Source organism: Thermobifida halotolerans (genome assembly GCF_003574835.2).
In the GTDB taxonomy this organism is placed as follows: domain Bacteria; phylum Actinomycetota; class Actinomycetes; order Streptosporangiales; family Streptosporangiaceae; genus Thermobifida; species Thermobifida halotolerans.
Genome location: NZ_CP063196.1, coordinates 5,431,994 through 5,450,744 on the forward strand (window position 1 = coordinate 5,431,994; position 18,751 = coordinate 5,450,744).

Sequence of the window (18,751 nt, forward strand, 5' to 3'; positions counted from 1 at the left end):
TGCCTCGGTACGGGCGTCCGGTCGGATCGGAAGAACAGCGGATGTCGCTACGCGGTGAGGCCGGTCGTTGTTCGTCAGTGCCTGGTCGACACCGGGGTCGCCAGGCGGCCGATCACCGCACCGCCAGATAATAGCGATCTTTATCCGCAGCTTCCAACAGAACGGTGAAAACCGGCCGATATGTTTTTGGTCCTTGTGCGGTCGGGGGGCGGCGCTATCCGGTTGTCGTGGAAGGCGTCTCGCCTCCAGCCTGATCCCTGATCTGACCAGCGTAAAGGCGAGGGCCAGGAATGCTGGGCAGTGTACTTTCCGGGAGTGGCGTCATCAATTTTTGCGATCCCTGAACAGAGGGGACGCGCAGGAGGGCCGGATGGATTACCGGCAATCACCAATCGTTACCGCCGAAGTCCTCGAAACGGTGACCGGTTCCGGCCACCTCGAATTCTCCGGCAGTTCGGCGGCCCGTCACCGCTCCCCGCGCCGGGCCAGCAGGATGGTCACCGCGCCCGCGCCCAGCAGCACCAGCGCCACGGCCACCACCGCCCCCAGCCACGTGCCGGTGATCGGCAGGTCGGAGTCGACGCGCTTGTCCTCGGCGATGACCGGCGCGGCGGCGGGCAGGGGCGGGGACGGCGACGGGGCGGCGGAGCCCCCGGGGGCGGACTGCGGTGCGGACGGAGCCGTCTGGGACGGGGACGCGGCGGCGGGCGCGTCAGGGGTCTCCGCCGGACCGGCCGCGTTCCAGCTCACCTTCGCCGAGACGGTGAGCGAGGCGGTCGCCGTCCCCGCCACCACCAGAGGCTGGGTCTGCACGCCGTCCTTGCCGGAGTAGACAAGACCGGGGCGCACCTCGGCCTCCTCGGTGTGCGCGTAGACCGTGGCGGAGCCCTCCTCCGCGGTCACGGGAAGGACGAACAGGACCTCGTCCCCGTCGCGGGCCTCGGTGACCGGAGCGCCGTCGGCGTCGACCAGTGCGGCCTCCCGCACCCCGTTCACGGTCAGCCGCACCGGCGTCTCGCTCGTGGTGTGTACGGTCAGCGGCCCCAGCGACGCGGAGGCCTCGCCCACGACCTCGGTCGGGCTGAGGGCCAGCGCGGAGTCCGGTTCGGCCGAGTCGACGGCGTTGTCCAGCAGGTACCGGTAGAGTTCGCGCACCTGCGCGGAGTTGCGGCCGTCCGAGCTGTCGGTCGGCAGTTGCGTGCCGTTGGTGAGGTGCCAGATCGCCGCCTGGGTTCCCGCGATCGCCTGCTCGGCGCTGAGGTCGTCGATCCCGCTCTCGGCCGCCAGCAGTTCCAGGGACAGCGTGGGATAGGAGTTGCGGACGATCCAGACGATCTCGCCCGCGTTGGCCGCGCCGGGCAGGTCCGGCCACTCGGCCGCGGCGTAGGCGGCCCGGTGGTCGACGTTGCGGCTCACGTCCACGCAGTAGGCCGCCACCGTCGTGTCGTCGTCGACCCGCAGATCGAACAGCGTGGTGGTGGCCGACTCGCCGGTGGCGAAGTGGACGTTCTCGCCGGGGACGCCCTCCCGCTCCACCCTCGCGATGGAGGTGGACTCGGCGGCGGCCGGGACGGGAAGCGCCCAGCCGATGAGGACGGCCGCGACCGAGGCGGCCAGTCCACGCCGAACGTGGGAGAAGAGGCTGGGCATGTGGCTTCCCGGGCGAGAACGACGGTGAGAAGGGGACGCGCGCCCTGGTACGGGGGCGCGGGACAGGCCGACGAGGGATCGGAAGCGGTCCCTCAGGAAGCCTAACCGCCCTCCCGCCGACCACACGTGGAACGAACAAAACCGCAGAACAATCGTGTGCTTCCCGTAACATCCCCGGAAGCCGGACGCGGCGGTCCGGAGGGTCACTCCCACGTCGCGGCATCGGTAGGCTCGGAAGGGCGCCCGCCGGTGCACTGCCCGGATCGGCGGGACAACACGTGCTGGAAGGCGGATGTCCTGGTCGGCGGGGCAGCGCCGGGTGAGGACGGTTCGGAAACAACGGAAGCGGGTTGTGCGGCGATGGGTAGCGCGGTGACGAGTAACCACTCCGCCACGGGCGGCGCTCCGGCGCTTATGCCCTACGACGAGGTGCTGCGCGGGTACGAGCCGGTGCTGGGTCTGGAGACCCACGTCGAGTTGGGCACCCGCTCGAAGATGTTCTGCTCCTGCGCCACCACGTTCGGCGCCGACCCCAACACCCAGGTGTGCCCCGTGTGCCTGGCGCTGCCGGGGGCGCTGCCGGTGGTCAACGGCACGGCCGTGGAGAGCGCGATCCGGTTGGGACTGGCGCTGAACTGCTCCATCGCCGAATGGTGCCGGTTCGCCCGGAAGAACTACTTCTATCCGGACATGCCGAAGAACTACCAGATCTCGCAGTACGACGAGCCGCTGTGCTTCGACGGCCACATCGACGTCACGGTGGACACCCCCGACGGGCCGCGCGAGTTCCGGATCGGTATCGAGCGCGTCCACATGGAGGAGGACACCGGCAAGACCTCGCACGTCGGCGGAGCCACCGGCCGCATCCACGGCGCCGAGTACTCCATCGTCGACTACAACCGCGCCGGAATCCCGCTGCTGGAGATCGTCACCAAGCCCATCGAGCACACCGGCGACCTCGCCCCGCTGGTGGCCCGCGCCTACGTCAGCGAACTGCGCGACCTGGTCCGCGCCCTCGGCATCTCCGACGTGCGCATGGAGGAGGGCTCGCTGCGCTGCGACGTCAACGTCTCGCTGATGCCGCGCGGCTCCGCGGAGTGGGGCACCCGGACCGAGACCAAGAACGTCAACTCGCTGCGCTCGGTGGAACGCGCCGTGCGCAGCGAGATCGAACGTCAGGGCGGGGTGCTGGCCGCGGGCGGGCGCGTGGTGCAGGAGACCCGGCACTTCCAGGAGAACAGCGGCACCACCGTCTCCGGGCGCAGCAAGGAGGAGGCGCAGGACTACCGCTACTTCCCCGATCCCGACCTGGTCCCGGTCGCGCCCGACCCCGAGTGGGTCGAGCGGTTGCGGGCCACCCTGCCGGAACTGCCCGCGGCCAAGCGGCGCCGGGTCAAGGCCGAGTGGAACCTGAGCGACAAGGAACTGCGCGACCTCGTCAACGCCGACGCCATCGACCTGGTCGCCGAGACCGTCGCGGCGGGCGCCCCGCCGGCCGACGCGCGCAAGTGGTGGCTCAACGAGCTGTCGCGGCGCGCCACCGAGACCGGGGTCGAACTGTCGGCGCTGCCCATCACCCCCGCCCAGGTGGCCCGGGTCGTGGCGCTGGTCGCCGAGGGCGCGCTCACCAACAAGCTGGCCCGGCAGGTCGTCGACGGCGTGCTCGCGGGGGAGGGCGAGCCGGACGAGGTGGTGGAGGCGCGCGGTCTCCGGGTCGTCAACGACGACTCCGCGTTGGGCGCGGTCGTCGACCAGGCGATCGCCGACAACGCCGACGCCGCCGAGAAGGTCCGCAACGGCAAGGTCGCCGCGGTCGGTGCCCTGGTCGGAGCGGTCATGAAGGCGACCCGCGGACAGGCCGACGCCGGACGCGCGCGGCAGCTCATCCTGGAGCGCCTGGGGGTGGCGGGCTGAGACCTGCCGCCACGGGCGCGGCCCCGGGCCTGCGCGCCGCCCACCGACACGAAGATCACAGACGGTGATCATCGTGTCACCTACTCTCGTTGTGCTCTCAACCTCTCCGTGACCTTGGTCGAATAGCGTGAAAGGGTCTGAAGAGGAAGCCGAGAAGGGCACCGCACCCCGGTCGGGTGCGGCCCGCGTCCGGCCCCGCGGTCCCCGTGTCGCGGCGGTCGGCGCAAGGCGACGTGAGCCCGGCAGACCACCCGGACTTTTGATCCCCGTCGGTGCGGTCGGTGCGCATCCCGGGGCGTGAGTTCGCAGGACTCCAGTGCCGTCGACGGGAGGGGTGCCCATGGCCGCGGTCGGCAACACCAGGAAATGCCTCCACACGAGTGCGTGCGCGCCTCGGGGGGTTCTCCGTTCGAGGAGGGCGCCGTGAAGGGTGGCGTGCGCACATGGCTCGGCGCGCTCCTGGGAGTCTCCCTGCTGTACGCGCTGGGCACCCTGTTCCAGGTCGGTGAGGTGTCCCTGACCGTCTGGGCGGGAACCTGGCCCACAGCGGCGGCCGCCGCCGGAGCGGCGGGGTCGCTGCTGTACGCCGCGCGGTCCCGGGACCGCGGCGGCGGTGAGGAGGGCGGTGACGGCACCGACAGCGCCGCCGCGCTGCGCCTGTTCGGCTTCGCCGCGTTGGCCTGGTGCGCGGGCGCGATCACCTACGGCGTCACCGGGCTGCTCAACGCGGGGGCCTTCTCCCTGACGTTCGGGGACCTGTTCTCCCTGGTCGCGTTGCCGCTGTTCACACTGGGCTTCATCAGGTTCGCGCCGTTGCCCCAGCGGACGCGCCCTCTCATACGGCATCTCACCGACAGCTACGTGTGCGCGGCGGCGCTGTTCAGCGTCGTGTGGCTGCTGCTCTTCCAGCCGCTCTACCAGGACCTGGGCGAGGGCTCGGGGGTCATGGCGTTCGCGCTGGTCTATCCGGTCGCCGACATCGCCGTGCTGTGCCTGCTGGCCCCGCTCGTGCTCACCTCCCCGCACCGCACCCGGCGTGCGGTCCTGCTCGCCGCGGGCACGTTCATCATCATCTGCGCCGCGGACCTCATCGGGGCCGTGAGCCGCCTCTCCGGCGAGCCGGTGGCGGGAGGCATCGAGTACCCGGTACGGCTGCTCGGGTTCTTGACCCTGGGCATGATCCCCTGGCTGACCCGGGAGAACGAGGGGGCGACCCCGCGCCGGATCACGGGGCGCGGGCTGTACCGGATCGCCCCCGAGATCGCCGCCGCGACGACGCTGACCGTCGCCGCGATGATCATGACCGTCGCCGGGCTGCGGGCGGACGGGATCGCGCCGGTGCTGCCGCTGACGGCGGGATCGGCCGTCCTCGTGCTGGTGGTGCGGATGCTCGGCATGCTGGAGGAGAGCGCCGTCCTGTCGCGGATGGTGCACACCAGGGAGCGGCACCTGCACGAGTTGGCCGAGCACAGCGGCGACATCATCGTGATCCTGGAGGAGGACGGCCGGATCTTCTACATGAGTCCGGGCGCCGTCGAGATGTTCGGGTACCGCGACGGCGACCCCCTGCTCGCCGATCCGGTGACCTCCCTCGTCCACCCCGAGGACCTGCCCGGGGTGGCCGCCGTCGTGGGCGGGTTCAAACGCGGGGCCGACAGCGTGCGCGTGCGCGCCCGGGTGCGCGCGGCCGACGGCACGTGGCGCCACACCCTGTCCACCGTGTCGCTGTACGAGCGTCCCGGCGAGCCCAACCGCTTCCTGCTGACCACCCGCGACATCAGCGCCCAGGTGGAGTTGCAGAAGCAGGTCGACCACCTCACCTTCCACGACGGGGTGACCGGGCTGCCCAACCGGGCCTACCTGGAGGAGCGGGTCCGCGAGGTGCTGGGCAGGCGCGCGGAGACCGGCGGGGGGCAGCAGTACTCCGAGACCGCCGTGGTCTTTCTGGACCTGGACGGCTTCACCGCGGTCAACGACTCCGCCGGGCACGCCTTCGGCGACTACCTGCTCGCCCAGGTCGGCCACCGGTTGCGCGCGCTGCTGGGCGCGGGCGACACGCTGGCCCGGTGGGGCAGCGACGAGTTCGTGGCCCTGGTCGAGGAGCGGCCCAGGGCGGACGGCGTCGTCGACCTGGCCGAACGGATGGTCCGGGTGATCGAGGGCGAGCCGTTCCAGGTGGCCGACCGCGACGTGGTGGTGACGGCCAGCGTGGGTGTGGCCTTCGCCGATCCGGGGACCGACGGAGCCGAACTGCTGCGCAACGCCGACATGGCCATGGCCCGGGCCAAGGGGCAGGGCGGGGGCCACGTGGAGGTCTACGCCGCGCACATGCACGCCCAGGTGGTGGGGCGGCTGGAGTTGCAGACCGAACTGCGTCAGGCGCTCGCCGACCGCGCGTTCGTCCTGGAGTACCAGCCGGTGGTCAGCCTGGAGACGTCCCGGGTGACCGCGGTCGAGGCGCTGGTGCGGTGGCGGCGGGAGGACGGCACGCTCGTGCCTCCGGAGGAGTTCATCGGTCCCGCGGAGGAGTCCGGGCTGATCGTCCCGCTGGGGGAGTGGATCCTGCGCGAGGCCTGCCAGAAGGTCGCGGTGTGGCGTGCCACCAGCGGGTTGGACATCGGCCTCTCGGTGAACGTCTCGGTCAAGCAGGTCCTGTCGTCGGGGTTCGTGCAGAGCGTCGAGGACGTGCTCGCGGAGAGCGGGCTGGGTGCCGAGGCGCTCACGGTGGAGGTCGACGAGGAGATCCTGCTGGAGAACCCGGTCGTCGCGGTGGACCGCCTCACGAAGCTGCGGGAGATGGGGGTGCGGCTGGCCATCGACGACTTCGGGATGGGGCACGCCTCGCTGTCGCACCTGCGCCGACTGCGGGTGGACGAGCTCAAGATCGACCCGTCGTTCGTCCGCGACCTGGACTCCGACGACACCGTCACCCTGCTGACGCGGACCATCATCCGGCTCGGTCAGGACCTGGGAGTGCAGGTCGTCGCCGAGGGCATCGAGCAGCCCTGGCAGTTGCGCCGTCTGCGGGAGATGGGCTGCGCCTTCGGCCAGGGATTCCTGGTGGGGCGGCCGATGGCCGCCGAGGGAGTGGAGGCGCTGGTCGGCGGTGAGACGAGCGCCACCGCGCTGTGAGGGGCGCTCCGTCCACGGGCGGGGCCGTCCGCACCGCGGCCGGAGGCCCTCCCACGTGCGGCGATGGCCGACCGGCATGGCATGATGGGACGGCCGTCGCGGTACGCCGTTCCGGTGCGCTCAGCGGTTCAAATGGCGGTCCAAATATCTCGCATCGTGAGACGAAGCGGCGTTCTGTTTGACGTAGCGCCCCGGCTCGGTCATTGTTGATGTCGTGCAGAGCAACTTCCTGATTCTCGTACTTGGTCAGCGCGCAGCCCGCTGACCGAGTCAACGCTGCGCGCTCCCCTCAACCGCCTGGGCGGTGGGGGGTTTTTTGTTGCCAGTCACGCGTTACCCGCCCTCTCTGAAGGATCTAGTGATGACCGAGCAGATGACCGGAGCCCAGTCGCTCATCAGGTCGTTGGAGCATGTCGGCGTCGATGTCGTGTTCGGAATCCCCGGGGGGGCGATCCTCCCCGCCTACGACCCGCTGTACGACTCCGCGAAGGTGCGCCACATCCTCATGCGCCACGAGCAGGGGGCCGGGCACGCCGCCGAGGGATACGCCTACGCCACCGGGCGACCGGGTGTGTGCATGGCCACCAGCGGCCCCGGGGCGACCAACCTGGTGACCCCACTCGCCGACGCCTACATGGACTCGGTTCCGATGGTCGCGATCACCGGACAGGTGGCCGGCCCCGCGATCGGCACCGACGCCTTCCAGGAAGCCGACATCTGCGGCATCACCATGCCGATCACCAAGCACAACTTCCTGGTCCGCGACCCCGCGAAGATCGCGAGCACCATCGCCGAGGCGTTCCACATCGCCTCCACCGGCCGCCCGGGCCCGGTCCTGGTCGACATCGCCAAGGACGCGCTGCAGGCCCGGACCCGCTTCGAATGGCCGCAGCGGCTCGACCTGCCCGGCTACCGCCCGGTCACCAAGCCGCACGGCAAGCAGGTCCGCGAGGCCGCGCGGATGATCGCCGAGGCCAGGCGCCCGGTCCTCTACGTCGGCGGCGGCGTGTTCAAGGCGGGGGCCGCCCAGGAGTTGCGCGTGCTGGCCGAGCTGACCGGCATCCCGGTCGTCACCACCCTGATGGCGCTGGGCACCTTCCCCGGCAGCCACCCCCAGAACCTCGGCATGCCCGGCATGCACGGCACCGTCGCCGCGGTCGGCGCCCTGCAGCGCGCGGACCTCATCGTGGCACTCGGCGCCCGCTTCGACGACCGGGTCACCGGCAAACTCGACTCCTTCGCACCCGGCGCCAAGATCGTGCACGCCGACATCGACCCGGCGGAGATCTCCAAGAACCGCCACGCGGACGTGCCCATCGTCGGCGACTGCCGCGAGGTCATCGCCGATCTGGTCGTGGCCGTCCGCAACGACCAGGCCGCCGGACGCCAGGGCGACTACGCCGCATGGTGGGACCAGCTCAACCGGATGCGCGAGACCTATCCCCTCGGATACGACGAGCCCGACGACGGCTCCCTCGCCCCGCAGTACGTGATCCAGCGCATCGGCCGGATCGTCGGCCCCGAGGCCACCTACGTCGCCGGAGTCGGCCAGCACCAGATGTGGGCCGCCCAGTTCATCGACTACCAGCGCCCCGGAGCCTTCGTGAACTCCGGAGGCGCCGGGACGATGGGCTTCGCCGTCCCGGCCGCCCTCGGTGCCAAGACCGGTGACCCCGACCGCGCCGTCTGGGCGATCGACGGCGACGGCTGCTTCCAGATGACCAACCAGGAACTGGCCACCTGCGCGGTGGAGAACATCCCGATCAAGGTCGCCGTCGTCAACAACGGCAACCTCGGTATGGTCCGGCAGTGGCAGACCCTTTTCTACGAGGGCCGCTACTCCAACACCAACCTGCAGACCGCGCCCCCGCCAGAGACCAAGAAGGTGCGCATTCCGGACTTCGCCCGTCTGGCGGAGGCGTACGGTTGTGTCGGACTGCGCTGCGAGCGCGCGGAGGACGTGGACGCCACCGTCGAGAAGGCCATGGCCATCAACGACGTGCCCGTGGTGGTCGACTTCACCGTCAACCACGACTCGATGGTCTGGCCGATGGTCGCGGCCGGGGTCAGCAACGACAACATCCAGTACGCGCGCGACATGGCGCCCGACTGGGACGACGAGGAATAGGAGCGGTTCCGGATGAGTCTGCACACGCTGTCCGTCCTGGTGGAGGACACGCCCGGGGTGCTTGCTCGCGCGGCCTCCCTGTTCTCCCGTCGCGGTTTCAACATCAACTCCCTCACGGTGGGACCCACCGAGTACGAGGGGCTGTCCCGCATGACGATCGTGGTCAACTGCGACCTCCATCCTCTGGAGCAGGTGACCAAGCAGCTCAACAAGCTGGTCAACGTCATCAAGATCGTCGAGATGGACCCCGAGGCCTCGGTCCGTCGGGAACTGCTGCTGGTCAAGGTCAAGGCCGACGCGGGCAGCCGTTCCCACGTGCTGGAGACGGCCCAGTTGTTCCGGGCCAACGTCGTCGACGTGAACCCGGACGTGGTCGTCATCGAGGCCACCGGCCAGCCCGAGAAGCTTGAGGCGCTGATCCGCAACCTGGAGCCGTTCGGGATCAAGGAGCTGGTCAAGTCGGGAGTGGTCGCTCTCGGCCGCGGCCCCCGGTCCATCACGGACCGATCGCTGCGTGCGGTCGAACGCAGCGCCTGACCCTGTATCCCGGGGATTCCCGCCAGGGGCCCCGAACGTCCCGGTGCGACGGCGTCCACGCCCGGTCGCGACCGCCGCGCCGTACGGACGACAGATCTCTCAACAAGGAGTTAAGCCGAAGTGGCAGCACAGATGTACTACGACGACGCCGCCGACCTGAACCTCATCCAGGGGCGCACCGTCGCCGTCATCGGTTACGGCAGCCAGGGGCACGCGCACGCGCTGTCGCTGCGGGATTCCGGGGTCGACGTGCGGGTCGGTCTGCCGGAGGGGTCCAAGAGCCGGGCCAAGGCCGAGGAGGACGGCCTGCGGGTCGTCACCCCGGCGGAGGCGGCGCAGGAGGCCGACCTCATCATGGTTCTGGTGCCCGACCACATCCACCGCGACCTGTACGCCAACGAGATCGCCCCGCACCTCAACGAGGGCGACGCGCTGTTCTTCGGGCACGGCTTCAGCATCCGCTACGGCCTGATCCAGCCGCCCGCGGGTGTGGACGTGGCGATGGTCGCCCCCAAGGGCCCCGGCCACCTGGTCCGCCGCCAGTTCGAGGCGGGGCGCGGAGTCCCGGTGCTGGTCGCCGTGGAGAAGGACGCCTCCGGCTCGGCCTGGGACCTGGCGCTGTCCTACGCCAAGGCCATCGGCGGCACCCGCGCGGGCGCGCTCAAGACCACCTTCACCGAGGAGACCGAGACCGACCTGTTCGGTGAGCAGGCCGTGCTGTGCGGCGGTGTGTCCGAGCTGATCAAGGCCGGGTTCGCCACGCTGGTCGAGGCGGGCTACCAGCCCGAGGTGGCCTACTTCGAGTGCCTGCACGAGATGAAGCTCATCGTCGACCTCATGTACGAGGGCGGCCTCTCCAAGATGTACTGGTCGGTGTCGGACAACGCCGAGTACGGCGGCTACACGCGCGGCCCGCGGGTCGTCACCGAGGCCACCCGCGAGGAGATGCGCAAGATCCTGGGCGAGATCCAGGACGGCACCTACGCCCGCGAACTGGTCGAGGAGTTCGACAACGGTCGGCCGAACTTCCTGAAGCGCCGTGAGGCCGAGCAGAACGAGCAGATCGAGAAGGTGGGCAGCGAGCTGCGTCCGCTGATGAGCTGGCTGAAGTCCTGACCGGACAACCCGCACCGGGCCCCGGGCGCCGCCGCGTCCCGGGGCCCTACGCTGTGTCGTGAGGGCCGCCGGTCCGCACCGGTGGTCGGACAGGGGGGTCGGTTAAGCTGGAGTTCCCGTAACAGAGGGGAAACCCGGCGCTAGACTTTTCCTCATTCTGGCGCCTGGTCGGAGCCGACGCCGTCAATGCCATGACTGCGGTGCCGCCGCAGTCGAACCACACGCACTCCCTATAAGGAATTCGCTGTGCCCAAGCCAGTCGTCCTGGTCGCGGAAGAACTCTCGCCCGCTGGAATCGCGCTGTTGGAGGAGGACTTCGAGGTCCGTTCCGTCGACGGCGCCGACCGCTCCCAGCTCCTCCCCGCGCTCGCCGGAGCCGACGCTCTGATCGTGCGCAGCGCCACCAAGGTGGATGCGGAGGTGCTGGCCGCGGGAACCTCCCTGAAGGTCGTGGCGCGTGCGGGTGTCGGACTGGACAACGTCGACGTCGAGGCCGCCACCAAGGCCGGCGTGCTCGTCGTGAACGCGCCCACCTCCAACATCATCAGCGCGGCCGAGCAGGCCATCAACCTGCTTCTGGCGTCGGCCCGCAACACCGCTCCCGCCCACGCGGCCCTGGTCGGGGGCGAGTGGAAGCGCTCCAAGTACACCGGCGTCGAGCTGTACGACAAGACCGTCGGCATCGTGGGCCTGGGCCGCATCGGCGTGCTCGTCGCCCAGCGGCTGGAGGCGTTCGGCACCAAGCTGATCGCCTACGACCCCTTCGTGCAGCCCGCCCGCGCCGCGCAGTTGGGCGTGGAGCTCGTCGAACTGGACGAGCTGCTGGAGCGCAGCGACTTCATCACGGTGCACCTGCCCAAGACCAAGGACACGGTCGGCCTGATCGGCGAGGAGGCGCTGCGCAAGGTCAAGCCGAACGTGCGCATCGTCAACGCCGCGCGCGGCGGGATCGTGGACGAGACCGCCCTCTACAACGCCGTCAAGGAGGGGCGGGTCGCCGGAGCGGGCATCGACGTGTTCGCCAAGGAGCCGTGCACCGACAGCCCGCTGTTCGGACTGGAGAACGTCGTCGTCGCCCCGCACTTGGGCGCCAGCACGCACGAGGCGCAGGAGAAGGCCGGAACCCAGGTCGCCCGCTCGGTCAAGCTCGCGCTGGCGGGCGAGTTCGTGCCGGACGCGGTCAACATCCAGGGCAAGGGCGTGGCCGAGGACATCAAGCCCAGTCTGCCGCTGACCGAGAAGCTCGGCCGCATCCTCGCCGCGCTCGCCGACGGCGCGGTGACCCGCATCGAGGTCGAGGTCCGGGGTGAGATCGTCGCCCACGACGTCAAGGTCATCGAGCTGGCCGCGCTCAAGGGGGTCTTCACCGACATCGTCGAGGAGGCCGTGACCTACGTGAACGCCCCGCTGGTGGCCAAGGAGCGCGGCGTCGAGGTGAGCCTCACCACCGAGGAGGAGAGCCCGAACTGGCGCAACCTCATCACGGTGCGCGGCATCCTCGCCGACGGGCGGCGCATCTCGGTGTCGGGCACCCTCACCGGTCCCCGCCAGTTGGAGAAGATCGTCGAGATCAACGGCTACACCATGGAGATCGCGCCCAGCGAGCACATGGCGTTCTTCTCCTACGACGACCGTCCGGGCGTGGTCGGCGTGGTCGGCCAGCTCCTCGGCCGGGCCCAGGTGAACATCGCGGGCATGCAGGTCAGCCGGGACAAGGAGGGCGGTGCGGCGCTCATCGCGCTGACCGTCGACTCGGCCATCCCCGACGACACCCTCAGCACCATCTCCGCCGAGATCGGCGCCGAGATCAGCCGGGTCGACCTGGTCGACTGACCCCCGACCTCTCGACCCCTCTCGAAGCGGCCGGGGCCGCGGGAGACTCCCTCCCGTCAGCCCCGGCCGCTTCGTCCGCGGAAAGGAAGTCTCGTCGGGCGGAGACACGCCGATATTCTGCGGTCCCGGTGCGGCCTTTTAGTTGGCCTTCCGATATTCTGTCTTCCTAGGAGATGGCGTTCCGTGGTGACACCGCGACCGACCACGGCGGCCATGAAGCCGCGGAGCGCTGTGTCGCCGCCCTGATCCGGGCGGGCGACACCCCTACCGGTCAGGTGATCCCACCGGAAGACGGCGCGTTTCCCGTCGAACCCGACCACAACCGGGACCCCGGGTGTTCGGCCGGAGCGCCGAGACGACTCTTCCCGACAGGGGCGCCCTCGGGCTGCCCGGATCGCGAATCGAGGACCGACGATGTACGAGACCACGCCCACCGCAGACAACGACGAGGCCCGGCGCGCACTGCAGACCGCACTGGACCGGCGCTCCTGAGACACACACCGTGATGGTCGTGACGACCGTGGGTCCGCACGCGCGGCGGAACACCCGTGGTCGTCAGGACCAACGGCGCCGCTTCGGTACTCTTGTCTCATTCCTGTTGTCATCCGTCTCGCCAAATGAGACACGAGGCCGTGCGTCCCACTGTCCGGAGCGATCCGGACGTCGGACGCGCCGTTGAGACACCGTCAATCCGAAGGCAAGGCTCCCTATGTCCGCTCGTACCGTGAAGTTGGCCGTGATCCCCGGTGACGGCATCGGACCCGAGGTCGTCGCCGAGGGGCTCAAGGTCCTCTCCGTCGTCGCCCCCCGACACGGGCTCACCCTCGACACCACCGAGTACGAGCTGGGCGCCAAGCGGTGGCACGCCACCGGCGAGACCCTGCCCGACTCGGTCGAGGAGGAGCTGCGCCGGCACGAGGCCATCTTCCTCGGGGCGGTCGGCGACCCCACGGTGCCCAGCGGCGTCCTGGAGCGCGGCCTGCTGCTGCGACTCCGCTTCAACTTCTCGCACTACGTCAACCTGCGACCGGTCCGGCTCTACCCCGGTGTGACCACCCCGCTGGCCGGCGTCGCTCCCGAGGACGTCGACATGCTGGTCGTGCGCGAGGGCACCGAGGGCCCCTACGCCGGTATGGGGGGCGTGCTGCGCAGGGGCACCCCCGGCGAGATCGCCACCCAGGACAGCGTCAACACCCGCTTCGGAGTCGAGCGGGTCGTCCGCTACGCCTTCGCCAAGGCCGCCGAGCGTCCCCGCAGGAAGCTCACCCTGGTGCACAAGGACAACGTGCTGACCTACGCCGGTGAGCTGTGGCAGCGCGTGGTGCGCGAGGTCGGCGCCGAGTACCCGCAGGTCGAGGTCGACTACCTGCACGTCGACGCGGCCACCATGTTCTTCGTCACCCAGCCGCGGCGCTTCGACGTGGTCGTCACCGACAACCTCTTCGGCGACATCATCACCGACCTCGGCGCCGCCGTCGCGGGCGGCATCGGCCTGGCCGCCAGCGGCAATATCAACCCCGAGGCCGACTTCCCCAGCATGTTCGAGCCGGTGCACGGCTCCGCCCCCGACATCGCGGGGCAGAGCAAGGCCGACCCCACCGCGACCGTCCTGTCCGCGGCGCTCATGCTGGACCACCTGGGCTATGGTGACGCGGCCGCGCAGGTCGAGCGGGCCGTGGCCGAAGACCTCCAGGCCCGGGCCAAGGACGGCGGTACGCGTTCCACCGTCCAGATCGGCGATGACATCGCTCAGCGAGTAGCGGAGCAGGGCTAGGCGGACACAGCCGCTCACGCCCTGCTGTCTCCGCGCGGCGCGGCTGAGCACCAGCACCCCTTGATGCGACGGGCGCGCCCATGGCGCGCCCGTCGCCGTGTCCACACCTCCGGGACGGCTCTGGCTCCGGGTGCGTCGCTTCCGTCACACTAGTTCCTGGAACGGCAGTGTCGCCGTTCCGATGTATCCGAGAGGATCGACAGCACATGAGCAACGGCACCACCACAAGCGGGTTGACGTTCGACATCCGACTCTCCCCCCGGCGGAGGACCCCGCAGGAGCGAGAGGCGATCCTGGAGAACCCCGGGTTCGGCAGAGTGTTCACCGACCACATGGTCACCATCCGCTACAGCACGGAGAAGGGCTGGTACGACGCCCGGCTCGAACCCTACGGGCCGCTTTCGCTGGACCCGGCGACCTCGGTCCTGCACTACGCCCAGGAGATCTTCGAGGGCCTCAAGGCCTACCGGCACCCCGACGGCACCCTCGCCTGCTTCCGCCCCGAGGCCAACGCCGCGCGCTTCAACCGCAGCGCGGCGCGCATGGCAATGCCCGACCTGCCCGAGGACCTGTTCCTCGGCGCGATCGAGACCCTGCTCGCCCACGACGGCGACTGGGTTCCCACCCGGGCCGACACCAGCCTGTACCTGCGCCCCTTCATGATCTCCACCGACGTCGGCCTGGGCGTCAACAACCCGTCCGGCACCTACCTGTTCGTCCTCATCGCCTCGCCGTCGGGGGCGTACTTCTCGGGCGGGGTCAAGCCGGTCACGGTCTGGCTGTGCGAGGACTACACCCGGGCCGCGCGCGGCGGCACCGGCGCGGCCAAGTTCGGCGGCAACTACGCGGCCAGCTTCCTGGCCCAGTCCCAGGCCGTCGAGCAGGGCTGCGACCAGGTCGTCTGGCTCGACGCGGTCGAACACCGCTGGGTCGAGGAGATGGGCGGCATGAACCTCTTCTTCGTGTTCGGCTCCGGCGAGAACGCCCGCCTGCTCACCCCCGAGCTGACCGGCACCCTGCTCCCCGGCATCACCCGCGACTCGCTGCTGAAACTGGCCCCCGAACTGGGCCTGCCGGTCGAGGAGGGACGCATCTCCACCGACCAGTGGCGCGAGGCCGCGACCAGCGGAGAGCTCACCGAGGTGTTCGCCTGCGGTACCGCCGCCGTCATCACCCCGGTCTCGCACGTCAAGAGCGGTGAGGGCCAGTTCCGGATCGGCGACGGCACACCCGGACCGATCACCATGCGCCTGCGCGAGGAACTCGTGGGTCTGCAGTACGGCACCCGCCCCGACAACCACGGCTGGGTCCGCAGGTTCGACCGGTAGTGCCCCGACCCGTCGGCGGTCCCGGTCGGACAGCGACCGGGACCGCCGACCGCGACGGCGCCGTTCCGTACCGTGACACCAGTCCCGGGTGCGTGCCGTGGGAAGCGTGTGGCACACTTGGTTCCGTGCAGCCTCAGGCGATCATTATCGTGAGGCGCGCTGGCTGAAACGGACCTCGCCAGCGCGCTGACCTCTCGTGTCCACGAGGGGTCTTTTTTGTTGGCGTGGACCGGGCGGCCACCAGGTGACACAGACCGAACCCGGGAGTTTGCCCATGCTGGACGACGGTTTCCACGTATTCGACACCACACTGCGCGACGGCGCACAGCGCGAGGGCGTCAACCTCACCGTCGCCGACAAACTGGCGATCGCGAAGCTGCTCGACGAGTTCGGCGTGGGCTTCATCGAGGGCGGCTGGCCCGGAGCCAATCCCAAGGACACGGAGTTCTTCCGCCGGGCCCGAACAGAACTGTCACTGAAACATGCGCAGCTCACCGCGTTCGGGGCCACCCGCAGGGCCAACACGCGGGCCGCCGACGACCCCCAGGTGCTCGCGCTGCGCGACTCCGGCGCCCCCGTCGTCACCCTCGTGGCCAAGAGCGACGACCGGCACGTCGAACTGGCGCTGCGCACCACGCTCGACGAGAACCTCGCGATGATCGCGGACACCGTCTCCTACCTGCGCCAGCAGGGGCAGCGCGTCTTCGTGGACTGCGAGCACTTCTTCGACGGCTACCGGCACAACCCCGACTACGCGCTCAGCGTGGTGCGCGCCGCCGCCGAGGCGGGCGCCTCCGTGGTCGTCCTGTGCGACACCAACGGCGGCATGCTGCCCGCCGACGTCGCCGCGATCGTCACCGAGGTCCGCGAGGCCACCGGGGCGCGGCTGGGCATCCACGCCCAGGACGACACCGGTTGCGCGGTGGCCAACACGCTGGCCGCCGTCGACGCGGGCGCCACGCATGTGCAGTGCACCGCCAACGGATACGGCGAGCGGGTCGGCAACGCCAACCTGTTCTCGGTGGTCCCCGCGCTGGTGCTCAAGCACGGCCGGACCGTGCTGCCCGAGGGCTGCCTGCGCGAGATGACCCGGGTCTCCCAGGCCATCGCCGAGATCGTCAACATCGCCCCGGCCACCCACCAGCCCTACGTCGGCATCTCCGCCTTCGCGCACAAGGCCGGACTGCACGCCTCCGCCATCAAGGTGGACCCCGACCTCTACCAGCACATCGACCCCTCCCTGGTCGGCAACGACATGCGCATGCTGGTCTCGGACATGGCCGGACGCGCCTCGGTGGAGCTGAAGTCCAGGGAACTCGGCGTGGACCTGTCCGGTGACCGCGAGACGCTGGGCCGGGTCGTGGACCGGGTCAAGGACATGGAACTGGCCGGGTACAGCTTCGAGGCGGCCGACGCGTCCCTGGAGTTGCTGCTGCGCGAGGAGGTCGGGCAGCCGGTGCGCTACTTCGAGGTGGAGTCGTGGCGCACGATCTCCGAGCGGCGCCCCGACGGCTCCAGCGTCAGCGAGGCCACCGTGAAACTGCGGGTCAAAGGGGAACGGGTGATCGCCACCGGCGAGGGCAACGGTCCGGTCAACGCGCTGGACCGGGCGCTGCGCTCGGCGCTGGAAGGCGTCTACCCCGACCTGGCCACCATGGAGCTGAGCGACTACAAGGTCCGCATCCTCGAAGGCACCTCCGGAACCGGCGCGGTGACCCGGGTCCTGATCGACTCCACCGACGGCCACGACGAGTGGACCACCGTCGGTGTCGGCGAGAACGTCATCGAGGCCTCGTGGACCGCGTTGGAGCAGGCCCTCACCTACGGTCTGCTGCGTCGGGGATACACCCGGAGCTGAGGCGGCGGGGGCGGCCCGAGTCCCGCGCCCCCGCGGGGAGGCGAGCGGCGCGGGGCCGGGGCAAAGAGCCGGGCCCCGGCCCCCGGCCTCAGCGCAGACTGACCGTGTCGCCCCGCACGTCGACCGGCACCTCGGGCAGAGCCTCCGTCGCCGGGCCCGAGACGACCGAGCCGTCGGCGACGGCGAACCGGCTTCCGTGGCAGGGACAGTTGATCGTGCCGCCGCTCACCTCGTCGACGTCGCAGCCCTGATGGGTGCAGCGCGCGGAGAAGGCCACGATCGTGCCCGCCTCGGGCCGGGTCACCACCACCGACCGGTCGGCGAAGACGGTTCCACCGCCCACCGGGATCTCGTCCACCCTGGCCAGCACCTCGCCGCCGCCCTCCCCGTCGGCGGGTCCGGAGGCCGCGCCGTCCGGGGCGGGTTGCGCGCCGCCGTCGTCGTCTCCGCAGCCCGCGAGCGCTCCGGCCACGGCGGTGCCGCCGACCGCGGCCAGGGCGACACGCCGGGACAGATCGGTCATCGTGGTGGTTTCGGGGATGTCCGTCATCGGTCAGTTCCTCGCGATCGCTGCGGCGGGCCTGGTGGGACGGACGCCACGCTATCCCCGGAAATCACCGGGGAACAGGGGCTGCGGTGATTCGGACAGGTGGGCGGACCCGGCGGGCAGGACCGGTTCTCACGGGCTGACCCACCCGTTCATCTCACACCCCTGGAGGCCGAAGGTCTGCTGCTGCATGACCGGGGCCGGTTCTCCCGGGGCGGGGCAGTCCACGTGGCTGTTGCCCAGGGCGTGTCCCACCTCGTGGTTGATCACGTACGTGCGGTAGGTCTCCAGGTCTCCGTCGAAGTGCGGCACCCCCGAGACCCAGCGGTTCTGGTTGATCATCGCGCGCTCCCCGGAGAAGCAGGAGACGTAGCCGTTGGTCTGCAGCGGCGCGCACCGCTGGTCCACGGTCTCGGGAGCGGCGAGGACGACCCGGAAGTCCACCGGTCCCTCGTCCACCCGCTGCAGCGCCAGCGAACCGTCGTGGGTCCAGCTCCTGGGGTCGCTCAGCACCTGTTCGACCGCGGCCGCGAAGTCCGCGGGGTCTCCCGGGAGTCCCTCCTCCACCTCCACCAGGTACCGCTTGAGCGGTCCGTCGCCAACCACGTCACCCTCGCCTTCGACCACGCGCAGTTCGCCGCTCGCGCTGGTCACCTCCTTCTCCACCGAGCGCAGCAGCGGGGGCGTCGGTGACGGCGACGGGGCGGGAGCGGCCTGGGAGCCGTTGCGGGAAGTGGCGGGAACCGCCGACGCCGGTTCGGACGGGCCCAGGGGAAACACGTTGGCCGACACGACACCCAGACCGGACAGAGCAACGACCAGCCCCGCGATCGTCCCCACCGGCAGTTGGCGCCGTCGGTGCCGTCCGGCACGGCGCGGTCGTGCTGCCTTCTGTGCAGTCATGGACAAGAGCGGCCTTTCTCGCGAATCGCAA

Annotated in this window: 12 protein-coding genes; 9 read left to right on the plus strand and 3 right to left on the minus strand. The window is 70.3% G+C overall.

Going from position 1 to position 18,751, the window contains the following annotated elements:
* Positions 1-465: 465 nt before the first annotated feature.
* Positions 466-1,650: a thioester domain-containing protein gene (locus NI17_RS24005; RefSeq protein WP_068687613.1), complete on the minus strand. Its 1,185-nt coding sequence runs from the start codon at positions 1,648-1,650 to the stop codon at positions 466-468.
* Between the two features lie 360 nt (positions 1,651-2,010).
* On the opposite strand from NI17_RS24005, the gene gatB reads away from it, so the two are divergent.
* The 9 genes from gatB (at position 2,011) to cimA (ending at position 17,270) form a co-directional block, all read left to right on the plus strand.
* Positions 2,011-3,564 (plus strand): Asp-tRNA(Asn)/Glu-tRNA(Gln) amidotransferase subunit GatB, encoded by a 1,554-nt coding sequence (gene gatB / locus NI17_RS24010; protein WP_199859887.1) that lies wholly within the window; start codon positions 2,011-2,013, stop codon positions 3,562-3,564.
* Positions 3,565-3,930: 366 nt separating this feature from the next.
* Positions 3,931-6,696, plus strand: coding sequence for a putative bifunctional diguanylate cyclase/phosphodiesterase (locus NI17_RS24015; RefSeq protein ID WP_170163051.1), 2,766 nt, complete (start codon positions 3,931-3,933; stop codon positions 6,694-6,696).
* Between the two features lie 361 nt (positions 6,697-7,057).
* Positions 7,058-8,824 (plus strand): acetolactate synthase large subunit, encoded by a 1,767-nt coding sequence (locus NI17_RS24020; protein ID WP_068687615.1) that lies wholly within the window; start codon positions 7,058-7,060, stop codon positions 8,822-8,824.
* A 12-nt stretch (positions 8,825-8,836) separates the two neighbouring features.
* Positions 8,837-9,361 carry an acetolactate synthase small subunit gene (gene ilvN, locus NI17_RS24025; protein ID WP_068687616.1) on the plus strand — a complete coding sequence of 175 codons (525 nt, stop codon included), beginning with the start codon at positions 8,837-8,839 and terminating at the stop codon, positions 9,359-9,361.
* Between the two features lie 120 nt (positions 9,362-9,481).
* Positions 9,482-10,477 carry a ketol-acid reductoisomerase gene (gene ilvC, locus NI17_RS24030; protein ID WP_199859888.1) on the plus strand — a complete coding sequence of 332 codons (996 nt, stop codon included), beginning with the start codon at positions 9,482-9,484 and terminating at the stop codon, positions 10,475-10,477.
* Positions 10,478-10,723: 246 nt separating this feature from the next.
* Entirely contained in the window at positions 10,724-12,310 is a 1,587-nt protein-coding gene (serA, locus tag NI17_RS24035; protein WP_068687618.1) for a phosphoglycerate dehydrogenase, read from the plus strand.
* Between the two features lie 709 nt (positions 12,311-13,019).
* Positions 13,020-14,084 carry a 3-isopropylmalate dehydrogenase gene (locus NI17_RS24040; protein ID WP_068687619.1) on the plus strand — a complete coding sequence of 355 codons (1,065 nt, stop codon included), beginning with the start codon at positions 13,020-13,022 and terminating at the stop codon, positions 14,082-14,084.
* 206 nt (positions 14,085-14,290) lie between these two features.
* Positions 14,291-15,412: a branched-chain amino acid aminotransferase gene (locus NI17_RS24045; RefSeq protein WP_068687620.1), complete on the plus strand. Its 1,122-nt coding sequence runs from the start codon at positions 14,291-14,293 to the stop codon at positions 15,410-15,412.
* A gap of 274 nt (positions 15,413-15,686) precedes the next feature.
* The gene (gene cimA / locus NI17_RS24050; protein WP_068687621.1) at positions 15,687-17,270 is read left to right on the plus strand and encodes a citramalate synthase; all 1,584 of its coding nucleotides are present in this window, start codon (positions 15,687-15,689) and stop codon (positions 17,268-17,270) included.
* 88 nt (positions 17,271-17,358) lie between these two features.
* Here cimA and NI17_RS24055 read toward each other — a convergent pair whose 3' ends face one another.
* A complete protein-coding gene (locus NI17_RS24055) occupies positions 17,359-17,820 on the minus strand; it encodes a Rieske (2Fe-2S) protein (RefSeq protein WP_068687622.1) in 462 nt (153 codons plus the stop codon).
* Between the two features lie 129 nt (positions 17,821-17,949).
* Positions 17,950-18,720, minus strand: coding sequence for a DUF3152 domain-containing protein (locus NI17_RS24060; RefSeq protein WP_068687623.1), 771 nt, complete (start codon positions 18,718-18,720; stop codon positions 17,950-17,952).
* Between the last annotated feature and the right edge of the window lie 31 nt (positions 18,721-18,751).

Coding starts and splice junctions, on each gene's coding strand:
- cimA (WP_068687621.1), top strand. CDS start 15,687: ATGCTGGACGACGGTTTCCACGTATTCGACACCACACTGCGCGACGGC.
- NI17_RS24040 (WP_068687619.1), top strand. CDS start 13,020: ATGTCCGCTCGTACCGTGAAGTTGGCCGTGATCCCCGGTGACGGCATC.
- NI17_RS24020 (WP_068687615.1), top strand. CDS start 7,058: ATGACCGAGCAGATGACCGGAGCCCAGTCGCTCATCAGGTCGTTGGAG.
- gatB (WP_199859887.1), top strand. CDS start 2,011: ATGGGTAGCGCGGTGACGAGTAACCACTCCGCCACGGGCGGCGCTCCG.
- NI17_RS24060 (WP_068687623.1), bottom strand. CDS start 18,720: ATGACTGCACAGAAGGCAGCACGACCGCGCCGTGCCGGACGGCACCGA.
- NI17_RS24015 (WP_170163051.1), top strand. CDS start 3,931: ATGCCTCCACACGAGTGCGTGCGCGCCTCGGGGGGTTCTCCGTTCGAG.
- NI17_RS24045 (WP_068687620.1), top strand. CDS start 14,291: ATGAGCAACGGCACCACCACAAGCGGGTTGACGTTCGACATCCGACTC.
- NI17_RS24005 (WP_068687613.1), bottom strand. CDS start 1,650: ATGCCCAGCCTCTTCTCCCACGTTCGGCGTGGACTGGCCGCCTCGGTC.
- NI17_RS24055 (WP_068687622.1), bottom strand. CDS start 17,820: ATGACGGACATCCCCGAAACCACCACGATGACCGATCTGTCCCGGCGT.
- ilvN (WP_068687616.1), top strand. CDS start 8,837: ATGAGTCTGCACACGCTGTCCGTCCTGGTGGAGGACACGCCCGGGGTG.